The organism is Mycobacterium sp., assembly GCF_032159765.1.
GTDB lineage: Bacteria > Actinomycetota > Actinomycetes > Mycobacteriales > Mycobacteriaceae > Mycobacterium.
Genome location: NZ_JAVHWM010000169.1, coordinates 1 through 26,940 on the forward strand (window position 1 = coordinate 1; position 26,940 = coordinate 26,940).

The window sequence follows — 26,940 nt, forward strand, 5'->3', positions numbered from 1 at the left end:
AAAGATCGCCAACACCAACCACACCGGAGCGGTGACGGTGAGATCGGCCAGCATCAGCGTCGACACGGTGATCATGATTCCAGCCGCGACCAACGATGGCCGGCTGCCGAAGCGACCGACCAACCGACCCGACAACGGCGACAAAGTCAGAGCTGCAAGCGAAATCGGTAGATACATCAAGCCGGTGTGGAGCGCGGAGTAGTGCCGCGCACCCTGGAGATACAACGACATCATGAACAGGAAGGCGCCGTAGGCGGCATAGGCGCACACCGCGATCACCGTTGCCGACGCAAACGGAATGCTGTGGAAGAACCGCAAATCGATGAACGGATCGTGGCGCCGGGACTCGTAACGAAGAAATCCCAACAATGCCGACACCGCGACGACCAATATCGCCACCGACGCAGCGCTCCCGCCCATCTCCCGTCCCTCGATGAGGACGAAAACGAGGGAGAAAAGGAACGTCACGGCCAGCGCCTGGCCGATCGGGTCGACGTCTCGCATTGTGGCCGAACGCGACTCGGGCACGAAGATCGCGGTGAGCAGTATCGCTGCCGCGCAGATCGGCAGGTTGATCCAGAACACCGCGCGCCAGTCGCCGAGCTCGATCAGTGCGCCTCCCAGCATCGGCCCCAGCGCCATCGCGATGCCCATGACGGCTCCCCAGATGCCGATCGCCCGGGCGCGTTCCACCCGGCCGACGAACACCTGGCTAATGATTGACAGCGCAACGGGATTAAGCATCGAACCGCCAATTCCCTGCAGCAATCGGGCCGCGATCAGGGTGTGAATGTTCGGCGCCAGGCTGCACAGCAGTGATCCGATGGCGAAGATCGTCAACCCGATCTGGAAGACCCGGCGGCGCCCAAACCGGTCGGCGGTGGCGCCGGACAACAGCAGTAGCGACGCCAGCACCAGTGTGTAGATGTCGATGACCCACTGCAGCTGAGAAGGCTTGGCGTGCAACTCCATATGGATCGACGGGATCGCGACGTTGACGATGGTCGCGTCCATCGACACGATCAACAGGCTCAGACAGCAGGAGAGCAGGATGATCACCTTGCGCCGCGCGCTGAGAGCATCCACCTAACAATTGTGAAACTGCAACAGTCAGTAATCGACCGCGCCAGCCGGAATCTCTCACCACCTGCTAGCGGCAACGGCAAGCGTGACGTGGTTATGTTTCGACGCTAGGGGCTAACAGGTAATTCCGACTTCCTGCTGACTGGAACCGATAACAGGTGTCAGCGGTGAAGACGTGGCTTCCTTGAAACGCAATTATCGAGGGACGAAGCGGAATAGCGGATAGTGCCGTAAGGGAAGGTATGAGCGTTCTCCAAGTAGGCAGGATCGAACGGTCGCTGGCCAGCGCGCTGGCGGCGAAATATCAAGTGCTGCAGTTGCCTGACGATTCCTCGCGGGCGGCATTTGTCGCAGAACACGGCGCGTCGGTCACCGCTATCGTATGCTTTGGGCCCGCTCGTGTGGACGCCGATCTGATGGCAGCGTTGCCCAACCTGGGCGCCATTATCCATCAGGGCGCCGGCTACGACACCATCGACGTGGACGCGGCACGCCGACTCGGCATCGGGGTCAGCAATACCCCCGACGTGCTCAACGCGATCGTCGCCGACGCTGCGGTCGGCTTGATGCTGGCGACGATGCGCGGCTTGTGCGTGGCAGACCGCCAAGTGCGCGCCGGCGTGTGGCCTCGCAACGGGAGTTTCACCTTGGGCCGAGATGTCAGCGGATCGCGAGTGGGCATCCTAGGCCTTGGCGGCATCGGCACAGCGATCGCTACCCGGCTGGTCGGCTTTGACTGTGCTATCGCCTATCACAATCGCCACCAGGTGCCCGGCTGTCCGTACCGCTACAGCGCGTCGCCGGTTGAGCTTGCCCGATCCGTGGATGTGCTGGTGGTCGCCACCACCGGCGGTGCGGGAACCGAAAAGCTGGTCGACCGTGCAGTGTTGGAGGCTCTGGGACCCCACGGCTACCTCATCAATATCGCACGCGGAAGCGTCGTCGACCAGGACGCCCTCGTCGAGCTGCTTGTCGAGGGCGGGTTGGCAGGTGCCGGGCTAGACGTGTTCGCGGAAGAGCCTTATGTGCCAACGGAATTACGCGGACTGGACGACGTCGTGCTGTCCCCCCATCTGGGTGGTGCGACAGTTCGAGCACTCGCGACGACCGGGGAGCTGGTGTTGCAGAACCTCGACCAGTACCTCACGCAGGGGACGCTTACCACGCCGGTGGTATCCCCGATCAGAGACCGCCGCAACGCCGTTCACTGATAGGAGCAACCTATGGCCGTCTTTCCGGACCCTCCGTGGGAGGCCGCACGCCGATTCACTCCCGAATTGATGAAACTGGTGGGCGACCCGTTGTATTCGGCGGTCTGGGCCGATGAGAGGCTCAGCCCGCGCGATCGCAGCATCGCGACGGTCGCCACGCTCACCGTCCTCTACCGGCCCGACGAGTTGCCTGCTCATCTGCGCCTCGGCATCGACAACGGCCTGACCGTCGATGAAATATCGGCCCTGATCACTCACGTCTCGTTCTACGGTGGCTTTCCGGCCGCCATCTCCGCGTCCAGGATCGCCGCCGAAACACTGCTGTGAAGTTCGCCATATCTCTCCGTTGACTCTGCGTCCTGGGCGCAGAAGTACGAGTAACCCTCGCCGTCACCGCAGAGTCAACGGTGGTTGAGGGCGCTCAGAGTCGGAACAGCTGTTGGGCGTTGCGGTAGGCGATTTTGTCCCGGTCAGCCGGGGCGATCGGGGCTTCGGCCAGAAACTTCGCATGCTGAACCGGGTCGCCGAAGGGGTAGTCGGTGGAGAACATGATGCGGTCGGCGCCGAACACCTGCAGGGCGCACAGCAGCGGCGGGATGGTGGTATAGCCGCAGATGGTGATGTGTACGTGTTCGCGGACAATCTGCGCCACCGATCGGCTGTCGGGGTCGGCCCGGGTGAGCATGGAGTCTGCGCGCATGAGCGAGAACGGCAGGTTCTCGCCCATGTGCCCGACAACGAGCTGCAGCTTGGGGTGTCGGTCGAAAACGCCGGTGGCTGCGAGCCGCAATATGTGCAGACCGGTCTCGGCGTGCCAGCCCCAGGCGGCGGTGGCCAAAGCTCTGCCGGTCGGCTCGGGGAGGCCACCGAAGTACACCTCGGCGACCTCCGGCGGGGGATAGGTGGGATGCAGGTAAATCGGTACGTCGAGGTCCTCAATGGCACCGAGTAATTCGTCGAATTCGGGTGCGTCGAGGAACCGTCCCTTGGTGTGCCCGTTGATGACCACACCACAGAATCCCAGTTGGGTGATCGCCCTGCTGGCTTCCGCGATCGCGGCACCCGGGTCCTGGGTAGGCAGCGTGGCCAACGCGTTGAACCGGAGCGGTTGCGCTGCAACAACTTCGGCGCAGTGGTCATTGATCGCCCTACTGAGGTCGGTTGCGCGCTCAACGGGGACCTGCTGGGAGCCTGGCGCGACGACAGACAGCACCTGCATGTCGACACCCGCCTCGTCCATCACCCGCAGCCGCTGCTCGCCGACATCCACCAGTTTCGCGGTGAACGATTCGGGCGCCATGGAGGTGGTCCACACATCGTTGATGACGTTGCCAGGCAACAGGTGTTCTTCCAGGCCGATCAGTGTCATGTGATGCCTTCCGTCGTGACTGCGTCGGCTCAGGCCGCGGTGTTCACAGAGAGTCGGGGCAGCAGGGTCTGCGCATTGCCGTGCATTACCTGCGCCAGGATCTCGGGCCGGTCCGCGAAGTAGGTGTCGACGTTGGTCGTGTACCAGCCGGCCATCTGTGGACTGACTGCGGGAAAGTCGGTGCCGAACAGAATCCGTTCCGGTGGCACGAAGTTCTCGAGGGCCACCAGGTTCGTCTCGAAACCTGACAGTGCTGTCTCGAAGTAGAACGTGCGGAAGTCGGCGATGATCTCCTCGGGACTGAGCTCGCAGCCCAGGTAGGACGAAAGCACCGCAACCCGCGCGGCGAGGAACGGCGTGCTTCCGCCGGAGTGCGACAGGATGATCCGTGCGTTCGGATACTGCCGTTTCCGCCCGCATGTGACGAGATCCGCTGCCGCCTTGTAAGTTTCGTTCGGTACCTCGGTTATCGGCGTCGGCAGGAACCGATTTGGCATCCGGTTGCGCCCCGGTGTCTGCTCGCCGTGCAGGAACACCAGTGCCTGGCGCCGGTCGAGTTCGGCCCACAGCGGCTCGAAGACGTCGTCTCCCACCGACCGGGCTTCCTCCCCGGTGCCGTAGACGTTCGTCAAGGTGACTCCGTCGGCGTCCAGCTCGTCGAGGGCGTAGGTCAGCTCCTCGAGGGCGGCGTCGACGTCGGTGGGGGTGGGAAGGTGCGCGAAAAAGCCGAACCGTCCTGGGTGGTCATCGACTGTTTGGCGGGCGATGGTGTTGATCCGGCGGGCGAATGCCCGACGCTCCCGCGCCGGCAGGCCCGACTCCATGTCGTTCGGCAGAGACAGCACTGCGGTCTGAATGCCGAGGCCGTCCATGAACGCCAGGCTGGTCTCCGGCGTCCAGCGCGTGGTGCCGGCGGGGAAGCGCCAGCCGTTGTCGACGGCGAGCGAGCCGCGCACTGATTCAGCCAGCGCACCAGCGGGGAAAAGGTGGTGGTGAAAGTCGACCCGTGCCGGGCCGGGACTGGTTGCCGTCATATCTCCAGTGAACCGTTTGACCGACTACTGTCCATTGCTGCTAGCGGTAATACCGGCGGATGAGTGAGTCCGCACCGCAACCGAATTCCGCATCTGTCATGCGCGCAGCATCTCCAGCGCGACATTCACGCCGCTTGGGTCGATGGGAATCTCGGCGAGCTGGAGCCCCATCTGCACTCCTGCGAGAGTCCCCGCCAGTGTCAGGTCATTGAAATGGCCGAGGTGACCGATCCGGAACGTGCTTCCGGCAAGCTTGCCCAGGCCAGCACCGAGCGACATGTCGAAGCGGTCCAAAATGATGTCGCGGAGCTTGTCGGCGTTGTACCCATCAGACAGCATCACCGCCGTCACCGACATGGAGTGCGCGCCTTCGTCGAGGCACACCACGTCCAGACCCCACGCGCGCACAGCCGACCTGGTCGCCGATGCATGGCGGGCGTGGCGCGCGAACACCTGTGGCAGGCCCTCGTCATGGAGCATCGTGAGCGCCTCGCGCAGCCCGTACAACAGGTTGGTGGCAGGTGTGTACGGGTAGAACCCGTTCCGATTGGCCGAAAGGATCGGCTGCCAATCCCAGTACGACTTAGGCAGACTGGCCCTGGTCGAGGCATCGAGCGCCTTTTCGCTGATGGCGTTGAAGCCCATCCCCGGCGGCAGCATCAGGCCCTTCTGCGATCCAGCGATCGTCACGTCGACCCCCCACTCGTCATGCCGGTAGTCGATACAGCCGAGCGAGGAGACCGCGTCGACCAGCAGCAGCGCCGGGTGCTCGACGCTGTCGATGGCTTGGCGGACCTCGGCGATCGGGCTGCTCACCCCGGTGGAGGTTTCGTTGTGCACCACGCACACCGCTTTGACGGCCCGCGCGGTGTCAGCGGCTAGTTTCTGCGCGACCACACCAGGGTCCACCCTGTGCCGCCAATCGCCGGGAACGAAGTCGACGACCAGTCCGAGCCTGGCGGCCATCTCCTGCCACAAGGTCGCGAAATGCCCAGTCTCGAAGGCTAATACGGTGTCGCCGGGGCTCAGCGTGTTCATCAACGCCGCCTCCCACCCCCCGGTTCCCGAGCCCGGGTAGATCACCACCGGGCCCTTGGTGGCGAACGCCGGGCCAAGCAGCTCGAGAACCTCGAGGGTGAGGGCTTGGAATGCCGGCCCCCGATGATCGATAGTCGGCGCCGCCATGGCATGCAGGACTCGGTCCGGCACATTCGTGGGGCCGGGAATTTGCAGGAAGTGACGGCCGGTCGGATAGCTCACACCTTCAAGGCTTGCGCGTCAGAAAGTCTGTGTCGTCACTGTTGGCGCCTATCGGTGACCCCTGCCAGCCGGAACTGTCTCCGCCGTTTGCACACCCATTAGGTCCTGGAAGTATGTACTGCGCAACATGCTGAAGGGTTAGTGGCGCAAGCTCGTCGTCACGACCACCTTGATCGCATTATCGATGTGTTCGCCTGCATAGCGCAGGGCCGTCGGCAGATCGTGCAGACCGAACGTGTGCGTGTGAATCTTGGTGGCATCGAAGCGTTTCTGGGACATCAACGCCTCGGCGCGGTGCGTGGCGCTTTTGCCCTCCCCGCGAATGCCGTAGAGGTAGATGTTGTTGCGCACGATATAGGCGAGGTCGATCGACACCGGCTGGTGCGGGAACGCGGCGAGGCAGATGCGGCCACCGCGGTTCACCATGCGCGCTGCCTGGTTCACGGCATCGGGTGCGCCAGAGCACTCCAGGACGTAATCCAGTCCATTGCCGGCCGTGATACGTCGCACCGCCTCCACAGGATCCTCGTTGCGCACGTTGATCACGTGATCCGCACCCAACGCGCTGCCGATTTGCAAGCGGTTGTCGCGGGTCCCGGTGAGAACAACCGGCGATGCCCCCAGCGCCTTGGCCACGGCGACGCCGAGCAACCCGATCGGTCCGGGCCCCAACACGGCCACACCTTCTCCTGCCACCAGCCCGCCGAGTTCGGTCAGTCCGTACATCGCAGTGCCTGCCGTCACCACCAGTGTCGCCTCGGCGTCCGACATGCTGTCGGAGATGGCAATGAGGGTGTTGATGTTGTTGACGGCGTATTGGGCGAATCCGCCATCGGTCGTAAAGCCGTTGGCGCGATGGCCTTTATCCACGTCACCGTAGTTCAGTCCGTAATTGAGGCAGGCGGTGTACATGCCGTCGCGGCAGCGCTTGCACTGCCCGCAGCCGGCATGCACTTCCACGGTGACGCGCTGGCCGATGCGGAACTCGTCCACGCCCGGTCCGAGCGCCGCCACGGTACCCATGTATTCGTGACCCGGGGTGAACAACTTGTTGAACGGTTCGCCGCCGCCGATCATCGCCGGTGCGCCGTGGTGGATGATCTCCAGGTCTGTCGCGCAGATACCCATGGCATCGATGCGCACCAGCACCTCGGCGCGTCCGGGCACCGGGATCGGCTTGTCAACCAGACTGAGCTGGCCGGGGTCGCCCAGCACCCAGGCCCGCATACGCTCGGGCAGCGGGGTCAAGCCTGTTCTCCGATAAGGGTATTCAGAATGGCATGGATACGTTGCTCTTTGCACGGCCAGCAGTACCAGCCTTCCCAGCTTCTCATCCACTGGAGTGTCCGCTTGGTGGTGCCGCACACGGAGCACTGGACCTTTTCCTTGCGTGCGGATCTGCTGACGGTCGGCCAGATGCCGTAGACGAGCAGCCCCATGAGGATGAGGACGACGATTCCGGTCATCACCCTCCTCGGCACAACGATTTGACGTCAGGGACTTTCACGTCGGACGGGTCTCACTCCGTTGTGCGACCCGTGCTGATTTGAGAATGGAGGTTGCGAAGGCGGAAGTCATCGAAGCCAGCCGCCATCCGGGTTTCCGGCCGCTCGGTGCGAGAACTACTTGCTACCGGGTAGCACGCCGCCGCGCTCGCGCGCGGTTCGGAGACGAGCTGCTAAGGGGTCGGCGGTAATTCGGTACCGATCGGGATCTCGACGAGCAGTGAGGTTCCACTTCCGGCATGACTCGAGATCGCCAGCGTGCCGCCGAGCGCCTCGACGCGGTCGATTAGACCGGTGAGGCCGGACCCCTTAAGAGGGTCGGCCCCTCCGATGCCGTCGTCTCGAATCGAGAAGTGGAGGTTGTTGCCCTCGGCTTCGACGCCCACCTGCACCACCGACGCCCTGGCGTGTTTGGCGGCGTTGGTCAGGGCTTCGGACACCACGTAATAGGCGCCCACTTCGACGGAGTCGGGCAACCGTCGGTCAACACCAAGTTCGAGGTCGACCGGCACGGCCGAACGGCGGGCCAATGTCCTGAGCGCGGCACCGAGGCCGCCCTTGGACAGGATCGCGGGATGTATTCCACGGGATATCTCTTGCAGATCTGTTGAGACGCCCGTGAACCCAGAAACGAGGTCACCAAGCTGATCCCTGAGCGACATCTGTTCGGGCGGCACCGACGCCTCTGCCAGACGCAACTGCACCCCCAGCGCGACCAGCCGTTGTTGAGCGCCGTCGTGCAGGTCCCGTTCCAGACGGCGGCGGGCATCGTCGGCGGCCGCCACGATGCGCGCGCGTGAGGCGATCAGCTCGGCGCGCGTCGCGGCGTTGGCGATTGCCGTGGCGACGAGGTCGGCGAAGTCGCCCATGCGTGCCTCGGTGTCCGGCGGCAACGACTCCGCAGCGCCGACCGTGGCGGTCCCCCACATGCGTCCGTCAACAACGATCGGGACCGCCACCGTACAGCCGAGTCCTAACTCACGCACCCGTCCCGCGATGGGTCCGACAGCGTTCTGGGACTCTGCGCTGTCCACCCGTGCGGCGGCGCCGGTACGAAACACTCTCGCCACGAAGTTGTCGCCCACCAACGGAATTCGTTCGCCAACGACGGGAACGCCTTTCATTTCCGGATCGAACTGGGCCACGGCGAGGACGACCACCTCGTCGCCGTCGAAGCGGCCCACCCCTGCGTTGCCCGCATTCAGACATCGGGCCATCTCCTCGGCCACCACGGAGAACACCTCCGACGGGCTGGCCCCCCGGGCGACCAGGGTCGCCACTCGCCGCAGCGCCGACTGATGTGTTGCGAGCTCGGCGAGACTGCTGCGGCTGGCTCGCAGTTCGTCGCGGGTGGCGGCGTTGGCGATCGCGGTCGCGACCAGATCGGCAAAGTCGCCAATGCGTGCCTCAGTGTCCGGCGGCAGGGGCTCGGGTCGCGACGAGCCGACGACGGCCGCTCCCCACAGGCGGCCGACGACGATCGGCGCACCCACCGCCGTGCGCAGACCCAGATCACGAAAACGCGCGGCGACCGAACCGGAAGCGTTCTCGTAGCTGTCCATCCGGGCGGCGCGCCCGGTGCGCAGCACCGTCCCCAAAAAGCTCTCGCCCTCGAGGGAAAACCGCTCGCCGACGGGCACCTTCTTCAACCCGGGGTCTTCATCGTGGGCCGCGACGGGGATGGCCACGTCGTCCGCCTCGTAGCGAAACAGAACCGAGTGATACACCCCGAGGCACTGGGCCAACTCCATCACCACCGCTGAAAACACCTCGGCCGAGGTGGCCCCGCGCGCAACCAGAGTCGCAACCCGCCGCAACGCGGCCTGTTGCTCGGCGGCCACGCGGCCCAACTCCGCCGCCAGCTCCGCTTCACGGCGGCGATAATCCGCCGCCGCGGTACGGCGGACCAGGTCCGTCAGGGTGCTGGCCAGCAGCGCGACCACCAGAAAGACAGCAAGTGCCACCCAGTCCGGGGGATCGGTAACAGTCAAGGACCAGATTGGGCTGATCAGGACATAGTCGAAAGCGAGGGCGCTGGCCACCGATGTCGCCGCCGCCAGCCAGAACCCCCACCCCATCGCGATCACCACGACGCCGAGCAGGTAGACCACACCCAAGGTGTCCTCGGCGCCGACCTTACCGAGCAGATAACCCAGGACGCTCTCCGCCGCGATGAGGGACGCTGCGATCACCAGCCCAAGCGCCAGCGACGGCCCTGTCGGGCGCACCAAGAGCGACACCATGTGTGCCCGGACCGGTACCGCGCGTTGTTCCGCAACGGAAGTGCTGCGCGCAGAAACCGCAACCGGCTTGGACGACGACCAGCCGGGCAGCGGTGACCGCTTCTGCGGCATTAGAGCACGCTCACATCGATCCTGGCGGACGTCGACCAGTCCGCCGTCCGAGAAATCATACCCAACCGAAGAAACTCGGCATACATGTGAAACCACCCCGCGGGTGAGCTGCATTCTGTGCTCAGGCCCGCGTGTGGCGCCAACTAGAGGCGTTGAGTTACGCTTCGCCGTCGTCGGGATCTTCACGACCCGGTCAGATTTCGAGCGCTACTGTGATCATCCTCATCACCAACAGATAATCCGAGAACAGATCGCACCCATCCTCGGTGGCAGGACCGTCGTCCAACTCGAAAATTGAGCCACCACGAGCCCGCGATTCACCCGAAGACGCTTGGAACAGTTGGGTTTTGGTGCCCCGTCGTTGCACTTACTTAGATTTGGAGCGGATCGCCGTAGATCGCGAACTCCGATCGCTCGATGTCGCTGCTGATGCGCAGGTATGCGAACGATCGTATGGTGACTGGGCCGCCGCATGCGTCGGCCTTGATGTGCAGATTAGTCACATCGAGCATCCCAAGTCCTTGAGAGCCCAACGGCATACTGGCCATCGGCAGATCGGTAATGATTCCCGGTTGTAGATTCGCCTGGACGTAACCCGTGAGGCCACCGCCAAGGCCCGTATTTGCCCCCGGTGCAAGGCCGGTCGGCCCGCCCGGCCAGGGACGGGCCGTCCTCGTCACCGACCGAGCGGCGTATCGCAACGCCCCACACGTCACCAACAAACTGTAACGGGAACTCACTAGATCGCTCCGGATTTTGATGCCGCGTGTGTGTTCGCGTCCCGGGGCGGCGCGGATGCGGATTCCTACTAGCGGGAAGTGTGAATGGGTGTCAGCGGTGACGACATCGGTTCACTCGAGCTTGATGCTGAAAGCAACCAAACCCGTTGACCGAATAGCGATGCCACAGATGCGTTAACCCCCACACACAGAGGATCTGCCATGCGCGCCTTACGTTTTGATCACTTCGGCGACCCGCAGGTGCTGCAGGTGGCCGAGACCGCGGATCCTGTTGCGGGCAACGACCAGGCCGTGATCGCTGTCAAGGCGGCGTCGGTGAACCCGTCGGATGTCAAGAATGTCGGCGGGGCGTTCCCGGCGACAGTGCTGCCTCGGGTGCCCGGTCGCGACTTCGCCGGCGTCGTCGTCGACGGGCCGCCGGAGTGGATCGGTGTCGAGGTGTGGGGAACTGGCGGAGATGTCGGCTTCACCCGGGATGGCTCGCACGCCGAGTTGCTCGGCGTTCCGGTGGAGGCGCTGGCCCGCATGCCTGAACGGCTCAGCTTCGATCAAGCCGCCACCGTCGGGGTGAACTTCGTGACGGCCTGGCTGGGCGCCATCGATGCCGCGCAGCTAGACAAGGACGAAACCATCGCCGTATTCGGGGTGTCCGGCGGGGTCGGCGGCGCGGTAGCCCAGATCGCCGCCGCCCGCGGCGCCCAGGTGATCGGCATCGACCGCAACCCGCCACGCGACGACACCCCGGCCGCCGGCATTGTGGAGCACTTCATCACCTTCGACGCCGACACCGCAGACGTGGCAGAGCAGATCCGGCAGGCCAGCGGGGGCCGCGGCGCCGACGTCATCTACGACGCCGTCGGCGGTGTCACCACCCCCGCGGCCCTGGCCGCCCTTGCCCACCGCGGCCGGCTGGTGGTCATGAGCACCGTCGGCACCCGCGTGGTGCCGATCGACCTACGCGACTTCTACCGCAACGAATCCCGGATGCTGGGCGTCAACACCAGCTTTGTTGGCGTCGTCGAATCGGGCAGCCTCCTGACCGAACTGTCCCCCTATTTCGAGTCCGGTGCCTTCCGGCCACTGCCGATCCATCGCAGCTATGGCCTCGACGACAGCCAACATGCCTACACCGCGGTGGCTGGCGGAACCCCAGGCCGCGTCGTCATCCACCCCTGAACCGACACCCGCCTGCGCGATTTACCGCATGGCCCGGGCCTCGGCCTCCACGTCATAGTCCTGTACGCCGGGTTGACCGATGGTGATCGGCCGCCCGGAGTCCATTCGCATCCCGTTGGCCCGTGATCCTTGCTGGACTCGGGCGGTGTGGTCGTGGCGCAGCGCCTGATAGCGGATGAGCACGTCCGTCACGTCGGAGGGACCGGTGTCTCGCATCAACGTGGCTAAGGCCATCCCATCCTCAATGGCCTGGTTAGCGCCTTGACCCATGTGCGGTGCCGCCACCGACGACGATCACACGAACCGACCACTGAGACAATGCAATTCCGCTACGATCTTCCGGCCAGAAGCAACAGGCTGTCCCCGCCCACCGACACGCCCTCCGGACCGATGCGTTCTGCCAGCCTGGCTCGTAGCTCCATGGCCTTCTCGGGAGAGAGGATGAGGTAGCTCGAATAGGTGAATGCCAGGTCAAGCCACTGCCCTGTGGAATAGTGGGCGTGCCGCGGGTAGGTGCGCTGCTCAACGGTGAAGCCTGACGCCGTGAGTGAGGCGATCAGCTGCTGTGTGCGGCGCACGGTGTCGACGGAATCGTTCGACGAGCCGAGGACCAAAGGTGAACCCGGATCCATGTACCCCCGGTATATCGGGGCGAGGTCGCTGTGCGTGGGATGCGTTGGGAGTAGGCGGTTCCACATCAATGCAAGATGTCCACCACTGGACAGCAGCCGATGGACCTTCGGTAATGCAATGTCAGGATTCACCCAATGAAAGGACTGCCCGAACACGACGAGGTCGAAGTGGCGCTCCGCGGGTTGCCAACTCTCGAACGTGCTGATCTCGATGGGGATGCCCTTGGCCCTTGCGATTTCGGCCATTCGCGGATCTGGCTCAACCGCAAGCACATTGACCCCCTTCGCGAGCAGTTGCTCGGAAGCGATCCCGGTACCTGCGCCAACATCGAGCACCGTTCGAGCGCAGTGCAGCAGAAGATCATCGATGAGTTGGTCGGGGTAGCGCGGCCTCAGCGCATCGTAGACGCGGGCTGCGGCGCCGAAGGAGTCCGCGCGCGCACGATCAAGGTAGAGATATTCTCGTGGCTGCATACCGAAAGCCTACGCCGATGTTGCCCTCTGATACCCAATCCGATTGACGATCAACGGATTTCCCAGCTAACGGGTGTGACGCGGTGGTGCTAGCGGCCACTGCAATGGCGGACAGCGCCAACGACAACCACCCCTCGATCGGCGACGCTGAGAGTCATGAGCTGCTGTCACACCTCCATGTTCGCGCCAAGAGTTCCCTCAAGCGGGAGGGCCGTATGATGCGGGCCGTTGTGATCGGCGGGTCTCTCGGCGGGCTTACCGCGGCCCTGGTCCTGCGAGACCAGGGATGGGATGTGGACGTGCTGGAACGTAGTCCAAATCCGTTGGAGGGCCGCGGGACCGGGATCGTACTGCACCCGAGCACGATTCGTTATCTTGTGGAGCGGGTCGGCAAATCGGTTGACGACATCGGCATGCCAGTCCACAGGCTTCAGTATCTCGATACGGACGGCTCGACCGCCGACGAGCAACCCAGCGCGCTCCGGTTCGCGTCGTACTTCGAGTTGTATCGAGAGCTGCTGGGCGCGTTCGGCACTGAGCGCTACCACCTGTCGAAAGAGCTTGCGCATCTGGATAACCGGGGCGATGCAGCAATGGTGTCATTGACCGACGGGCAGACCCTTTCGGCCGATCTCGTGGTATGCGCCGACGGCATCCGGTCGACAGGACGCCGAATCATGCTGCCCGACGCCCACCCCCGCTACGCGGGATACGTGACCTGGCGCGGCACCGTCGACAGTGACGAACTCACCGGCCGCTCGGCGAGCACCCTGCTCGACGCGTTCACGTACCGGATCCTCCCTCGCGGCCACCTGCTGGCCTACCCGATTCCGGGGCCGGGCGGCTCCGTGCTGCTCAATTGGCTCTGGTACCAGAACATCGCGCCGGGACGCTGTTTCACGGATTTGCTCACCGACCGCAACGGTGTCCGGGCAGAACTGACCGTGCCACCCGGCTCGGTCCAGACTCGCCACGTGGAGCAGTTGTATGCGGCGGCGGACGCTGATGTGCCGGCGCCGCTTGCAGAGGCTGTCCAACAAACCGCCGAGCCGTTTATCCAGGTGATCGTCGACCTAGAGGTCCCTCGGATGGTCTGCGGGCGCTGCTGCCTGATCGGCGATGCGGCGTTCGCGCTGCGGCCACACATCGGTGTGGGTACCGCGAAGGCAGCCGACGATGCCTGGCAGCTGGGCATCGCGCTGACTGGCGTCACGGCACAACACGTCCCAGATCGGCTGAAGGGCTGGGAATCTCAACAGCTTTTGGTGGCGCGGCGTGCCCTGCAGAGGGCTCGCATGGCGGGTCGTAGCTTGCAGGACGGCACCTGGCGGGTCGGCGAGCAGCCGCCCTTCGGGCTGCTTGTGCCTGGTGACAGCGTTCTGCCGGTCTGCTCATAACAGTCCGAGCTGCTGCAGGTCAGTGATGTACTTGACGATGATCGACGCCGTGACGTGTGGAATGTCCTTGTCCGGGCCGATTTTCGCGTCCTGCACCGCGGCGCGGAACCGGTCGGTCGGCGCCATCGATCCCCGTACCGGCTTCTCGGGTCGCTGGTAATTGTGCAGCAGCGGCAGCAGCGATGCCTGGCGTTGTTTGTCCGGCAGGGCGCGCAGGGCCGTGTCGAACCGTCGCAGCCAGGCCTCGTAGCCGGGAAGGCGCTGAATCGGGTAGTCGGCGTCGATCAGCCAGTCGACGTACTCGTCCAGTCCGATGCCGTCGTCGTAGGGGTTCATCACGTGGTAGATCGAAAACCCGTCCACCACTTGTGCCCCCAGGGTCGAAATCGCCTCGGCGATGAATCCGACAGGCAATCCGTCGTAGTGCGCGCGTTGCCGATTGCCGTCGGCGTCGAGTTCGTAGAACGAGCCGGGCGCGATTCCGGTGGCCACTAGGCTCAGCATCAACCGGGTGAACATGTCCGGCACGTTGAGCTGACCCGCGTACGTGGTGTCGGCCAGGATCATGTCGCAGCGGAACACCGCGACCGGCAGGCCGCACAGGTCGTTGGCCTCGCGCAGCAGTACCTCGCCGGCCCACTTGCTGTTCGAGTAGCCGTTGGCGTAACTGTCGTCGACCTTTCGGGCCGGGCTGATCACCCGGATGTCGGCGGCCTCGATGAACCTCGGCGGTTCGATCTGGTCGCCCACGCCGATGGTCGACACGTAAGTGAACGGCTTCTGTCTGGTGGTCAGCGCGATGCGGATCAACTCGGCGGTGCCCACGACGTTCGGACCGAACAACTCGCTGTACGGGAGGACGTGATTGACCAGTGCGGCGGGGTCGACGATCAGATCGACAGTGTCGGCCAGCCGCTGCCAAGTCTGTTGGTCCAGGCCGAGATTCGCTGCTCCCTTGTCTCCGGCGATGACCTCGAGATGATCGGCGGCCAGGTCCCGGTAGTGACGCAACAGTTCTGGATCACCGCTGTCGAATATCGCGTCGAGCCTTTCCCGAGCCGACTCGTCGTCTTTGGCCCGCACCAGGCAGATCACGGTGCCGTCGACGAAACCCATCCGCTCCAGCCATTCCAGAGCCAAGTAACGGCCGAGGAATCCGGTCGCGCCTGTCAGCAGGACGGTACGCACTTCGGAACTCGGACCCGGCAGCGTCGTAGCGGCGCCCAGCGTCTTGGTGTCGATGAACTTATCCAGTTTGAGTTCACCGGCGTGCACCTCAGTGGCGTCGCGGCCGTGAACTGCGGCGTAGGTCGGTCCCTTGGCGGCCGACGTCCGCTCGGTCTCGATGTAGTCGGCGATCGACCGAAGGTCGCTGGCCGGGCTGACGATCACGCCGACCGGCACGTCGAGATCGAAGATGTCGTGCAGCAGAATGCCGAATGTCAATGCCGACAACGAATCTCCGCCCAGATCGGTGAAATGGGCGTCGGGAGCCAGATCACTGGCCGCCGCGCCGAGCAGCGCACCGGCGGCCCGGATGACCGTCTCCAGCACCGACCGGCTCGCACCGTCCTGCCGGAGCGCGCGCAGCTCGTTAGCCTGACTGTCGGCCAGCTCGGCGTAGAGCTGTTCCAGGCGATCGCCGTAGTGCACCTTCAGTTTTGGCCGCGCCAACTTGCGGATGCCGGTGAGTAAGCCGTTCTCCAGCGTGAATGGCGTTGTCTCGATGAGGAAGTCACGTGGTATCTCGTAGGACTGCAGCCCGACATCCTTGGCGATGTTCTGCAGCGACTCACTGATCGCCGGCTTCAGCGCCTCGATGTCACCGTAACTTCGGTTCAAGGCGTCTTCGGTGGGCACGACGACGGCGAGCACGTCGGAGCGTGCGCTGTTGCCGTAGACGTAGATCTGGCGGACCAGCGGGCTGTCGCCGAACACCGCCTCCAGCTTCGACACGGTGACGAACTCGCCCTGGGAGAGCTTGAGCACGTTGTTGCGCCGATCCAGGTAGGCGAGCTGACCGGGACCGACCTCGGCGACTACGTCGCCGGTCCGGTAGTAGCCGTCGGGATCGAACACGTCGGCGGTGACCTCGGGTCGTTTGTAGTAGCCGGGGAACATGTCCTGCGTCTTGACCAGCAGTTCGCCCCGCGGATACGGCTGGTCGGTGTGAAAGTAACCCAGATCGGTGACGTCGACCAGCTTGTAATCGATCACCGACGGGTGACGTACCTGGCCGTCGAGGTAGACAATCCCGGCCTCCGTCGAGCCGTAGGCCTCGACCAGATGAAGGTCGAGCAGAGATTCGACGAACTCCTTGTTCTCGGCCGAGATCGGTGCGGAGCCCGTCATCGCCGCGACGAACCGTCCGCCGAGGAGGTTCTGCGCCATGTCCGCCATTACCTCGGCTTCGAGTGACGCGCGATCAACGCCGTCGACGGACCGGCGGTCCACTTTGCTCTGGAACTCACTGAACAGCATGTCCCAGATCCGCGGCACGAAGTTCAGTACGGTCGGCCGCACCAGTGCGAGATCCTCGAACAGCGTCGAAAGATCGCTCCTCGCGGTGAAATACGCGGTGCCGCCGTGTCCCAACGTTCCGTAGAGGATGCCTCGGCCCATCACGTGGCTCATCGGCATGAAGCTGAGCGTGATTTGCGGTTCTATGTTCGACCCGCCCCAGTTCCAGCGCGACCTGCGCCAGAAATTCGCGACCAATCGTTCTGGGTACATGGCACCCTTGGGCGCGCCGGTGCTGCCCGACGTGTAGATGAGCAACCTCAACGGGTCGGAATCGTCGTCGGGAACCCACTCCGGTGCGGCCGGCAGCGACTCCCCGCGTTCGCGCAGCTCTGCCAGAGTCTCTACGAGCACTGGGCTGCCCGCTTCCACCAACAGCGTCCGGGCGGCATCGAACGCGTCGCGTTGCTCGTCGACCTCTGGCCGGTAGTCGAAGACGACCAGCCGCGCCGGCGTGTGGCCAGTGAGCACCAGCTCGACAGCATCGCCGAGATCGTCGATGCTCGAAGCGAATACGCGAGGCTCGGTCTCGGTGACAATGGGCCGCAGTTGACTGACCGGTGCGCTGGTCTGGAGCGGGACGGAGACCGCGCCCAATTGGGCCAACGCCATGTCGATCGTCGTGTAGTCCACACTCGCGAAACCCAGCACACACACGCGGTCACCAGGCTGGACCGGATGCCCTGGGCCGTTGGTCAATGCGCTGACGAGTGCGCCGACGCGCTCCCACAATTCGCGGTACGTGACGGTCTCGAACCAGGGCAAAAGCTCAACTGAAATGCGGCCGGTCTCAGGATTTGTGGCGAGGTTGACAGCGCGTTCTCCGACCGCAGGCCGCTCCGCGTAGGCCCGCATGACGGTGCTCATGATCCGCGGCAGCCGCAGCCCGGGTTGCTCGATCGCTGCCGTCAACGCCTCGATGGGCCGGGCATCAGCGAACTGCGGGTCGCTGGCGTACAAGTCGGCGATGCGGCGCGCCAGCCGCCCTTCGCGAGTGTCGGTCGGCATAAGATCACTAGTCCTTCGATTGGATCAATTTGTTTGTGTAACAACAACTCCACGGTAGGACGCCCCGACGGGATCGGCAGACGGTCTGCGGGCCGTTCTGATGATCGACCGGTGTTACCGTGGGCATTTGAAGTTGGTAGGTACGCAAAGATTGCCGCTAGCAGTAGGCCTTTGGAGAGCGACGTCGACGATGACATGTGTGGTCGCTTCGAAACGCCTGTCTAGAAACTGTCAATTCGGTTCTGCACCTGGGTGTTACGGGCGATGGTGCTCGTCACACCAGCTCGCAAATGTGATGGGCAAGTCAGTGATTCCAATGACTAGTGTCGTGAGTCATTAATTTCTCAGCAGTATGGCCCGATGCCGACGATGATTCGATCGAGTTGTTGGGTCGGCGGCAGCGCAGTTTGTTGTTGATCAAGAGGTCATCACCACACCGAACGTGCAGGCACTGCGAAAAATTGATCAGATTGTCGCAGTGGCCCCACGTTCGGCGGGCTGAATCGGGCATGCGCATACAAGCTGCATTCGAATTAATGACTCAGGACACTAGACCAGAGACGCCGTGTCGATCACGAAGCGGTAGCGCACGTCGCTGGCCAACACCCGCTCGTAGGCCTCGTTGATGTAATCCGGCTCGACCAGCTCGATCTCGGGCAGCACGACGTGTGCGGCGCAGAAGTCCAGCATCTCCTGGGTTTCGGCGATGCCGCCGATCATCGAGCCGGCCAGGCTGCGCCGCATCGCCGCCATCGGGAACGCCGGCACCGGCATCGGATGCTCGGGCAGACCGAGCTCAACCAGCGCACCATCGATGTCGAGCAGTTGCAGGTAGTCGTTGATCTCGAGATTGGCAGAAACCGTATTGAGGATCAGATCAAACGAAGTCGTCAGCGTAGTGAACGTCTCCGGATCAGCGGTGGCGTAGTAGTGGCGGGCGCCCAGCCGCAGGCCGTCCTCCATCTTCTTCAACGACTGGCTGAGCACGGTGACCTCAGCGCCCATCGCCGTGGCGAGCTTGACGGCCATGTGCCCCAGCCCGCCGAGGCCGATCACCGCGACCCGCTTTCCGGGGCCGGCGTTCCAATGCCGCAGCGGCGAATAGGTGGTGATGCCGGCGCACAGCAGCGGCGCGGCGGCGTCAAGCGGCAGTGCATCCGGGATGCGCAGTACGTAGTTCTCATCGACGACGATCGCGCCGCTGTAGCCGCCCTGGGTCTGCTGGCCGTCCCTGCCGATTGCGTTGTAGGTCCCAATCATTCCGCGCTTGCAGTACTGCTCCTGCCCGGCGAGACAGCTGCTGCACTCACGGCAGGAGTCGACGAAACAGCCGACGCCGACCCGGTCGCCGATCGCGTATGTGGTGACCTGGGAGCCGACCTCAGTGACTACGCCGGCGATCTCGTGACCCGGCACCACCGGATAGTTCGCATCGCCCCACTCACCTCGCACTGTGTGGATGTCGGAGTGACAGATGCCGGCGAATTTGATCTCGATGGCCACGTCGTGCGGGCCGACGTCACGCCGCTCGATCGTGGTCCTGGTCAGCGGCTGGGTAGCCGAAGTCGCGGCGTAAGCGGAAACAGTGGTCATCGATGGCCTTCTAACAGTTCGGTTCTCATGGATTGGGCGCGACATTGGGCACCAATAATTGACAACCGGCGCGCGTGCGGCACCAATCCCGTTGCGGCACGTCACCTTCTGAAATCAACCTTTATTGCAGCTAGCTGGTAGGCGGCGTTGCTGCCAGCGACAGGCGGTAATGGGCGCCAGCGCTAGCGACATCGAAGATCAAGCGCGCGATTCTCTACTCATGCCCACACTCGATTCCGAGGCGTTCAGAACCAGCTCGGCGATCACCGCGCTTTCAGGAGGCGGAAGGCATTCGGCTCCCCCGCACTCGTATCGCGAAGACCACGGCGCTACCACTGACGCCGACGGCGCGAGCTCGGCAGATCAGAAGCCGCGCAAGTCTTCTCGCACTGCAGCGCTATTGTTCGCGGGGCTGGCTGTCGCAGCAATCTCCGGGGGAATCGGTGCAACCACGGCGCTGGCGGTTCAAAACCGACATTCCGCACTCCCCACCATCGCTACCGCCGAGGCGGCCGCATCCCAGACTGTGCGCCCTAACTCCGGCTCGGTCGAGGAGGTTGCAGCAAAGGTGGTACCAAGTGTGGTGCAGTTGGAGACGGATGCGGGCAGCGAAGCCGACGAGGGCTCGGGGATCATCTTGACCACCGACGGGCTGATCATGACCAATAACCACGTGGTGTCGGCGGCGGGCAACGCTGGGCCGGCCAATACGGGCGGACCCCGCACTACGGTGACGTTGGCCGATGGCCGCACGGCGCCGTTCGCTGTCGTCGCGACCGACCCGACCAGCGATATCGCGATTGTGCGGGCACAGGGCATTTCTGGGCTCACCCCGATCGCGCTGGGCTCGTCAAGCAACCTTCGGGTCGGCCAGCAGGTAGTGGCCGTGGGATGCCCGCTGGGTCTGCAAGGCACGGTGACCACGGGCGTCATCAGCGCGCTGCACCGGCCCGTCTCGTCCGCTACCGACAGCGCGAACAAACCCATTCCGTTGGACGCCATTCAAACCGACGCTCCGATGAACCCGGGCAATTCGGGCGGCGCGCTCGTCGATATGAACGGCCAGCTGATCGGAATGCCCTCAGCGATCGCGACTTTGGGCACGTCATCCGGCTCGAGTGGTTCGATCGGACTGGGTTTCGCGATTCCGGTTGACCAGGCCAAGCGCGTCGTCGACCAGCTCGAGCACCGGCCCTTACAGTCACCGCTCGTTGGTCACGCCCGGTAGGAAGATGGAAACCAATCCGTCAGCGTGCGCTTCGATCCAGGTGGGGTCATTGGGGTCGCGCCCGGTGAGCAGGCGGACCTCCGCAGCATTCACGTATGGCAACGTTGCCCCGCCGACAAGAACGTAGTAGAGGATCTCGCTGTCGATGGGCGCGGCTACGCCGGCGTCACGCAGCACCTGCCAAGCCGGTCGGATGCCGTCGAAGAACGGCTTCACGTGAGTCTCCGTCAGCCATGTCAAGCGGTTGCTTGGCGCGGTGCCCTCGTGCACCATGATCTGGTTGAGCTCGGGGTGCGTTGCGACGAATCGCACCAATCGGCGTATCGCATCGGCAAATCCCGCAGCGAGCGCAGGCACTCCGACCTCGGCCACCTTCGCGGGTAAAACACCGCGGAATGCGTCCCGCAAGAGCCCGAAGAGGTAGTCGACCGCGGCTTCCCATAGCACTGTCTTCGATTCGAAGTGATAGTTGATCTGCGGCTGGTGGGCCTGAACGCGCGCCGCAATCGCGCGCGTCGACGCGCCGTCGAAGCCCTTGGCCCCGAACTCAACCAGGGCCGACTCCAGCAGCGCCTCCCGGATATCGGTCCTCTTGCGCCGGACACGCGCCCTGTCCGGTGATTGGCTCTTGCGCTGCATCTCCAGGAGTGTACCCTTATTATCACCCGATAATAAAGGTACTCCGAAAGGACCGTCCCATGAGCGCTACCCGTGAGATCTTGAACCAAGGCCGGGATGGCTCATCAGTGCGGCTGCTGTCGCTGTCCAAGAATCCGCTCCAGGCACCGACAGATCGCGACATGCTGCCCTCGGAGCGACGGGATTTCGTTCGGACCCACCGAACATGCATATTCGGCTACGGCCGCAAGTCGGATGGTCCCGCGATGTCAATCGTGTACTACATCCCAGCCGACAATGACGACCTGTATGTGGCCACCATGGCCGACCGGGCCAAGGCCAAAGCCGTCGCCCGCAACGGCAAGATCAGCCTCTGCGTCCTTGACGAGACCTGGCCGTTCGCCTATCTGCAGATCTATTGCGACGCCGTGATCGAGGACGACGAAGAGACTCTGATCGACGTGATGATGGCGGTGGCCGAACGCATGTCGGGCGAGCCGTTGGCGCCAGAGCTACGCCCCGCAGTCAAAGCTGTTGCAAAGGAGGAAAACCGGGTGCTGGTGCGCTGCAGGCCCTACGCGACGTTCGTGACGCCGCCGCGACACCTGCACCACAACGATCAGGAGGAGCCACTGACCCATTGGGTCTCGGCGTCGATGCCCTGGGATGCTCCGGATAGCCCGCGATGACCGATGTAACTGAGAGGTGGCGCACAGAGCGTGTTACGGCGGCTGTTTACGATGCCGGCGTCAAGCACGATCGTGTCGCGATGGTCGGCGCCCGGGCGATGTGGGGGGCCGATGTGCGACGCATGTTCGCTGAGATCGAGCGACTCGCAGACGCGCCGGACGGCGCCACGGTACTGGACATCCCCTGCGGGGGCGGCTTCGCCTTTCGCGGGCTCAGCCCCGTCCAGCCGGTGCGATACGTCGCCGCCGACATATCTCCGTACATGCTTCAGTTGGCGCGCCGAGAGGCGAACCGTCGGGGAGTCCACGACGCAATCGAGTTCATCGAAGCCGACGTGACCGCGCTGCAGTTCGACGATGCCAGCTTTGATCTGTGCGTGACGTATAACGGGCTTCACTGTCTGCCCGACCCCCGTGCGGCACTGGCCGAGCTCACTCGCGTGCTCAGGCCGGGTGGGACGCTGCGAGGGACGTCGTGTGTTACGGGTCGAGGTCCGCGCAAGGATGCGTTGATTGCAATCTTGCGTCGCGCCGGGGTGTTTGGAAACGCTCCGCACGCAGGCCAGATCGAGACATGGCTGCGGGAATTTGGATTCGGTGTACTGACAACCGAACACAGCGGAGCAGTCGAGTTTTTCGAGGCGAAGCTCGATGCGAAGGGAACACACCCGTGACGGTCGACGATATTCCGCAGACTCAGATTGATCAGATCCCGACGGACTTCCAAGTGTTCTTGGATAAGCGCAGTCGGCGTTCCGGCCAACGTAAACGTCGCGGTATCAAGCTCTTCCGGAGAGCCCGCACCCTGCCGTCCGACGATCACATCCTCGACTTCGCACACGGATACTACGACGCAGACCCGGTCGCCGAAGCTTTCGTACAAGACGCCTACATCGCAGGCAACTCGTCCCACGGCAGGGCCATGCTGGATCAGGCTCTCGCACACGGAATCGAATCCGTGCCCGACGCGCCGTCGTCGATGGTGCGACTCTTCGAGGAATTCGAGACCGACCCACCGTGGGTGGATCACGATCTGGTCGAACGCGGCGCCTTTCTGTTCCGCCGGTGCGGCCCGGCCGTCTTCAGCTTTCAAGGTGTCGCCACGTTGCTTGCGTATACCGAAAACCCGATCGTGCAGCCGCTCAGCATGACCGGCAAGTACGCCGGCGACGCCGCCCTCAACCGCTTCATGGAGACCGCGCGCTTCTGGATCGACGTGTCCGACCCAGGCGGCACCAGACCGGGAGCGCCCGGCCGCGCCACCGCGATGCGGGTTCGCATCATGCACGTCTTTCTCCGGCAGCGGATCACCCGCCACCCGCAGTGGAACCTGGCCGCGTGGGGCAAACCGATCAACCAGGCCGAAGCCACGATCACGCTCCTATCCGGCGGGTTCGGCACAGGACTGGGCATGCACAAGCTGGGCTACCGATCGACCACCGCTGACATCGACGCGATGATGCACTTCTGGCGATATGTGGGGCACCTGATGGGCGTCCAACCCCGTTGGTACCCAGCGGATCTGCACGAAGCCGGTCAGCTGATGACGCTCTATTTCGCCAAGCGGGCCTTCGGCGCGGGGGAGGACGGTCGCGAGCTCATCGAATCGTATCCGCGCGCGTTCGCACCGAAACAGGGCACGGCCCTTCGCAAGTCGATCCGCGACCGGTTCAACTATCGAATCCAGCTCGGTTACACCCGCTATTTCCTGCCGGCCCGTTTCTACCGGTCCTACGACATGCCTAACCCATGGCCGTGGGCGCTCCTCCCGCCCTTTCAGATTCCGATCAACCTCACGATCGACTTGTTGGCGCACCGGAGCGTTCGTGTCGCGCGCCTCCAAGATCGGTTCGCCCGGTGGCGACGGAACACCTGGTTTCGTAACGAGATGGGTGACCGCGACGCCCACTTCAAAGCTGCTGAGACATTCCGGCGCTGATGTGGCACTACTCCAATAGCTGGTTTGTTCAACGCGAACCAGTCAGTTGACGGCGACCCGCAACGCCTTGAAGCCGCGCAGCACATTGTTCAGGATCGGCTCCTGCTCCAGGATCGTGAAGCGCCCGACATCACCGAAAAGCCCTGGTGCGCTTCGTTCTGGCCGGCACCAAACGGCGAACTCTGGCTGGCTGCTACCGGTTACACCGGCCGTGGCGACGCCAAGATTCACAGCAGACCCAGAGCTTTATGACGGCACACTTCGTCCGGCCGATGTCGTTGTATCTATTGCCGCCGCGTTCGTCGCCCGGACTCAGTCACTGCGCACAACCCCTAATGAAAGGACTGCCATGAGCACCCGAATTCTGGCCCTCGTCGGCAGCCTGCGCTTCGGCTCTGTCAACCGGCAACTCGCCGAGGCGGCCGTCAAGCTCGCACCCATTGACATCTCGGTCGAAATCTTCGAGGGCCTGGCCGATGTCGCCTTGTACAACGAAGACATCGACCAGCCGGGGGCGGTTGTGGCTGCCGACAGGCTGCGTGCCGAGGTTCAGTGTGCCGACGCGCTTCTGCTCGTGACTCCTGAATACAACGGCACGATGTCCGCGGCCCTCAAGAACGCCATCGATTGGATCTCGCGGCCCTTCGGTGCCGGAACCATCACCGGGAAGCCGGTGGCTGTCATCGGAGCCTCGCACGGTCAATATGGCGGCGTATGGGCGCACGACGATTCGCGCAAGTCTGCACGCATCGCGGGGGCAAAGGTGCTCGATGACCTCAAGCTCTCGGTGCCTGCTGCAGACACCCGCTTCGCGACCATCCATCCCGCCGACGACGAGGAGATCTCCGTGACGATGCCGGGAATTCTGATCGCCCTCGCCGCCGCGGTCCCAAGTCACGAGGACCGAACCAGCCTAAAATAAGGCCACCGAACGCCAGGTGAGAGATTCGGCGAACGCCCGACTGTGTCAGCGGGCCGATACGGTTGGCGTCAGTTCGTTCTGCGCACTCGCGAGCGCAGTGTTCAGCTCATCGAGTGTCAGGGCGTCCGGGCGGCGAATGTGGATCTCGATCTGGTACTCGGGCTGGCCGGCGCGGCCGAAAACCGGCAGGACGACGAATTCCGTTGTCGGTAAGTCCTTTTCCAGTGTCTTGGTGATGGATCGCAGGGTTACCATCGTCATCAATTTGGTCAGCTGCCGTGCCACCGTGGCAGTGGGCTCTAACGACGCCAAGATTCCGGCGACTCGGTCGTGCAATGACGCATGGGCGTCGTCGAACCTCCAGGCTCCGTAGCCGCGCGCGCGGACATCGGCGAGCACTTTCCGATAGTGGTCGATGTCGGCCCGGGTGAGCCGCGGCGTGACCCCTCGCAGCCAGCGCTCAATCGCGGCATCGTCTCGCCATGCCATCGCCACCAGGCCGAACGGTGGGTCGATCGGGAAGCGCTGTCCGACAACGTGCTCACCGTCGCTGGGGTGGCCTACCGCATCGATCACGGTGAGATGATCGTCGTCGATCCGCGACATCGAGCAGCCGGCCGCCAGGCTCCCGTGAAGATTGACCAGTGCGGTTCGGCCCTGGTCGAGCAGGGGAAATTGGTTGCGCAGGCCGCGAACCAATCCGAACAGGCCGCTGCCCAGCACATAGCGACGATCGTCATAGCGGGCGACCCACTCGCCGCGTTCGAGTTCTCCCAGCACCAACGCGCACGTCGAGGTGCTGATGCTGCACTGACGGGCCAACTGAGCCGAGGTCAGACCCGTCGATGACACCGCCAGCGCGTCAAGGACATTCATCGTCCGCCGAGTTGGCGGTGACTTGAGCGTTGACGCGGGCACGATTATCTCCTTACGATCCGTCCGAATACTAGCTGTGTCTGTCCTAATATTTGGAGGAATGGTGGCAATTCGCGTGGCGGTGTGGGGACCCGGTTCCATGGGCGTGATTGCGCTGCGCGGCGTGATCGACCACCCCGAATTGGAGTTGGTGGACCTGGTCGTGCACAGCGATGAGAAGGCGGGAAGGGATGCGGGGAACCTGTGCGGTGCCGGCCCGGTCGGCGTCGTCGCGACGACCGACTCGACCCCGTTGCTCGGCGGTGATGCCGATGTAGTGGTCTACGCCGCCGCAGCCAACCTGCGGCCGTTGGAGGCCGTCAACGACATGGTGTCGATCCTGCGCGCCGGCAAGAACGTGGTGTCGTGCTCAGTCGTTCCGTTGGTGTATCCCAATGCGGTCGATCCTGCGTTCTCCGACCCGTTGCGCGAGGCCGCGCTGGCCGGTGGAGTGTCGTTTTTCACCACTGGCATCGATAGCGGGTTCGCCAACGATGTACTTCCGCTGGCGCTTTCAGGCGTGGCCCGCACCATCGAGTCAATCCGCGTCACCGAGATGTTCAATTACGCGACCTACCCGGACGCGACCGCCGTGTACGACATCCTCGGATTCGGCAAGCCGCCGGAGTACGCCGCCTTCGCAGCGACGCCGGGCGTGTTCACCTTCGGCTGGGGCCCGGTGCTTCACCAGTTGGCCGACGGTTTGGGGGTCCGCGTCGACGACATCGCCGAAAACATCGAGCGCATACCGTCCCCCACGTCGTTCGATACCCCGACGGGCCACGTCTCGGAGGGAACGATCGCGGGGATGCGGTCCACGTTGACCGGGTATGTCGAGGGCAATCCGACCTTCGTCATCGACCACGTGAGCCGTATGCACGACGACATCGCGCCCGATTGGCCGCAGCCGCACATTTCTATCCATCCCCGTGATCTCGGCTACGGCGGAGCCTCCGGTCGCGGCGTCTACCGTGTCGAAATCGAGGGCTCACCCAGCATGCGGTGCGAGTTCGAGATGGCCGATGACCACGATCACGATCTCGGCGCGAGGATGGCCGGAGCTTCCCGGATGGTCAACGCGATTCCGGCGGTCTGCGCCGCGAAACCAGGTCTCCTGTCGGCGTTGGACCTGCCGCTGATCACCGGCAAGGGATTGGTGAAACGAGCGTCGGGTCCGTCGCCGGACAGTCGACTGGTCGGCAGGTTTTAGCGTTTCGGCCGCTGATGTGCCCCATGCCACTATCAGCCACCGACGGACCTCCGCGGGCGGCTC

24 protein-coding genes and 1 pseudogene are annotated in these 26,940 nt (G+C 64.0%); 11 read left to right on the forward strand and 14 right to left on the reverse strand.

Going from position 1 to position 26,940, the window contains the following annotated elements:
• Positions 1–1,086 (reverse strand): DHA2 family efflux MFS transporter permease subunit (locus QOH60_RS20665; protein ID WP_526423736.1); only part of this gene is annotated, 1,086 nt, incomplete at its 3' end.
• Positions 1,087–1,325: 239 nt separating this feature from the next.
• On the opposite strand from QOH60_RS20665, the gene QOH60_RS20670 reads away from it, so the two are divergent.
• Positions 1,326–2,294 (forward strand): 2-hydroxyacid dehydrogenase, encoded by a 969-nt coding sequence (locus QOH60_RS20670; RefSeq protein ID WP_526423737.1) that lies wholly within the window; start codon positions 1,326–1,328, stop codon positions 2,292–2,294.
• Between the two features lie 12 nt (positions 2,295–2,306).
• A complete protein-coding gene (locus QOH60_RS20675) occupies positions 2,307–2,621 on the forward strand; it encodes a carboxymuconolactone decarboxylase family protein (RefSeq protein ID WP_526423738.1) in 315 nt (104 codons plus the stop codon).
• A 94-nt stretch (positions 2,622–2,715) separates the two neighbouring features.
• On the opposite strand, the gene QOH60_RS20680 is transcribed toward QOH60_RS20675, so the two are convergent.
• The 7 genes from QOH60_RS20680 to QOH60_RS20710 all read right to left on the reverse strand — a co-directional run bounded on the left by QOH60_RS20680 (position 2,716) and on the right by QOH60_RS20710 (position 10,556).
• Entirely contained in the window at positions 2,716–3,663 is a 948-nt protein-coding gene (locus QOH60_RS20680) for an amidohydrolase family protein (protein WP_526423739.1), read from the reverse strand.
• Between the two features lie 29 nt (positions 3,664–3,692).
• The gene (locus QOH60_RS20685) at positions 3,693–4,697 is read right to left on the reverse strand and encodes an amidohydrolase family protein (protein ID WP_526423740.1); all 1,005 of its coding nucleotides are present in this window, start codon (positions 4,695–4,697) and stop codon (positions 3,693–3,695) included.
• Positions 4,698–4,793: 96 nt separating this feature from the next.
• On the reverse strand, positions 4,794–5,957 hold the full coding sequence (locus QOH60_RS20690) for a pyridoxal-phosphate-dependent aminotransferase family protein (protein WP_526423741.1): 1,164 nt from the start codon (positions 5,955–5,957) through the stop codon (positions 4,794–4,796).
• Between the two features lie 138 nt (positions 5,958–6,095).
• Positions 6,096–7,205, reverse strand: coding sequence for a zinc-dependent alcohol dehydrogenase (locus tag QOH60_RS20695; protein WP_526423742.1), 1,110 nt, complete (start codon positions 7,203–7,205; stop codon positions 6,096–6,098).
• Complete coding sequence (locus QOH60_RS20700) at positions 7,202–7,423, reverse strand: hypothetical protein (protein ID WP_526423743.1); 222 nt, start codon at positions 7,421–7,423, stop codon at positions 7,202–7,204. The genes QOH60_RS20695 and QOH60_RS20700 overlap by 4 nt, the downstream gene beginning before the upstream one ends.
• Positions 7,424–7,635: 212 nt before the next feature.
• Positions 7,636–9,816, reverse strand: a complete 2,181-nt coding sequence (locus QOH60_RS20705) for a GAF domain-containing sensor histidine kinase (RefSeq protein WP_526423744.1) — start codon at positions 9,814–9,816, stop codon at positions 7,636–7,638.
• Between the two features lie 371 nt (positions 9,817–10,187).
• Complete coding sequence (locus QOH60_RS20710) at positions 10,188–10,556, reverse strand: MspA family porin (RefSeq protein ID WP_526423745.1); 369 nt, start codon at positions 10,554–10,556, stop codon at positions 10,188–10,190.
• Between the two features lie 201 nt (positions 10,557–10,757).
• Between QOH60_RS20710 and QOH60_RS20715 the strand changes: the two genes are divergently transcribed.
• Positions 10,758–11,732 (forward strand): quinone oxidoreductase family protein, encoded by a 975-nt coding sequence (locus QOH60_RS20715; RefSeq protein ID WP_526423746.1) that lies wholly within the window; start codon positions 10,758–10,760, stop codon positions 11,730–11,732.
• Positions 11,733–11,753: 21 nt separating this feature from the next.
• Here QOH60_RS20715 and QOH60_RS20720 read toward each other — a convergent pair whose 3' ends face one another.
• Complete coding sequence (locus QOH60_RS20720) at positions 11,754–11,966, reverse strand: hypothetical protein (protein ID WP_526423747.1); 213 nt, start codon at positions 11,964–11,966, stop codon at positions 11,754–11,756.
• Positions 11,967–12,061: 95 nt separating this feature from the next.
• Complete coding sequence (locus tag QOH60_RS20725) at positions 12,062–12,838, reverse strand: class I SAM-dependent methyltransferase (RefSeq protein ID WP_526423748.1); 777 nt, start codon at positions 12,836–12,838, stop codon at positions 12,062–12,064.
• A 104-nt stretch (positions 12,839–12,942) separates the two neighbouring features.
• Here QOH60_RS20725 and QOH60_RS20730 point away from each other — a divergent pair, with 104 nt between their 5' ends.
• Entirely contained in the window at positions 12,943–14,235 is a 1,293-nt protein-coding gene (locus QOH60_RS20730; protein ID WP_526423749.1) for an FAD-dependent oxidoreductase, read from the forward strand.
• Here QOH60_RS20730 and car read toward each other — a convergent pair.
• Both car and QOH60_RS20740 read right to left on the reverse strand, forming a co-directional pair.
• Positions 14,230–17,763, reverse strand: coding sequence for a carboxylic acid reductase (car, locus tag QOH60_RS20735; RefSeq protein WP_526423750.1), 3,534 nt, complete (start codon positions 17,761–17,763; stop codon positions 14,230–14,232). The genes QOH60_RS20730 and car overlap by 6 nt on opposite strands.
• A 549-nt stretch (positions 17,764–18,312) precedes the next feature.
• Positions 18,313–19,356, reverse strand: coding sequence for an NAD(P)-dependent alcohol dehydrogenase (locus QOH60_RS20740; protein WP_526423751.1), 1,044 nt, complete (start codon positions 19,354–19,356; stop codon positions 18,313–18,315).
• Positions 19,357–19,618: 262 nt separating this feature from the next.
• On the opposite strand from QOH60_RS20740, the pseudogene QOH60_RS20745 reads away from it, so the two are divergent.
• Positions 19,619–20,539 (forward strand): annotated as a pseudogene (locus tag QOH60_RS20745) (S1C family serine protease); the annotation flags it as partial.
• Between the two features lie 18 nt (positions 20,540–20,557).
• Here the strand turns inward: QOH60_RS20745 and QOH60_RS20750 are convergent.
• A complete protein-coding gene (locus QOH60_RS20750) occupies positions 20,558–21,223 on the reverse strand; it encodes a TetR/AcrR family transcriptional regulator (RefSeq protein WP_526423752.1) in 666 nt (221 codons plus the stop codon).
• A gap of 59 nt (positions 21,224–21,282) precedes the next feature.
• Here QOH60_RS20750 and QOH60_RS20755 point away from each other — a divergent pair, with 59 nt between their 5' ends.
• From QOH60_RS20755 to QOH60_RS20775, 5 genes are all read left to right on the forward strand, one after another.
• On the forward strand, positions 21,283–21,891 hold the full coding sequence (locus tag QOH60_RS20755; protein ID WP_526423753.1) for a pyridoxamine 5'-phosphate oxidase family protein: 609 nt from the start codon (positions 21,283–21,285) through the stop codon (positions 21,889–21,891).
• Positions 21,892–21,971: 80 nt separating this feature from the next.
• Positions 21,972–22,565: a class I SAM-dependent methyltransferase gene (locus QOH60_RS20760; RefSeq protein WP_526423754.1), complete on the forward strand. Its 594-nt coding sequence runs from the start codon at positions 21,972–21,974 to the stop codon at positions 22,563–22,565.
• Positions 22,562–23,830 carry an oxygenase MpaB family protein gene (locus tag QOH60_RS20765; protein WP_526423755.1) on the forward strand — a complete coding sequence of 423 codons (1,269 nt, stop codon included), beginning with the start codon at positions 22,562–22,564 and terminating at the stop codon, positions 23,828–23,830. Before QOH60_RS20760 ends, QOH60_RS20765 begins: the two co-directional genes overlap by 4 nt.
• 24 nt (positions 23,831–23,854) lie before the next feature.
• Positions 23,855–24,082, forward strand: coding sequence for a hypothetical protein (locus tag QOH60_RS20770; protein WP_526423756.1), 228 nt, complete (start codon positions 23,855–23,857; stop codon positions 24,080–24,082).
• A 97-nt stretch (positions 24,083–24,179) separates the two neighbouring features.
• Positions 24,180–24,752: an NADPH-dependent FMN reductase gene (locus QOH60_RS20775; RefSeq protein ID WP_526423757.1), complete on the forward strand. Its 573-nt coding sequence runs from the start codon at positions 24,180–24,182 to the stop codon at positions 24,750–24,752.
• Positions 24,753–24,797: 45 nt separating this feature from the next.
• Here QOH60_RS20775 and QOH60_RS20780 read toward each other — a convergent pair whose 3' ends face one another.
• On the reverse strand, positions 24,798–25,628 hold the full coding sequence (locus tag QOH60_RS20780; protein ID WP_526423794.1) for an IclR family transcriptional regulator: 831 nt from the start codon (positions 25,626–25,628) through the stop codon (positions 24,798–24,800).
• Positions 25,629–25,728: 100 nt separating this feature from the next.
• Between QOH60_RS20780 and QOH60_RS20785 the strand changes: the two genes are divergently transcribed.
• On the forward strand, positions 25,729–26,877 hold the full coding sequence (locus QOH60_RS20785) for an NAD(P)H-dependent amine dehydrogenase family protein (protein WP_526423758.1): 1,149 nt from the start codon (positions 25,729–25,731) through the stop codon (positions 26,875–26,877).
• The last annotated feature ends 63 nt before the right edge of the window (positions 26,878–26,940 follow it).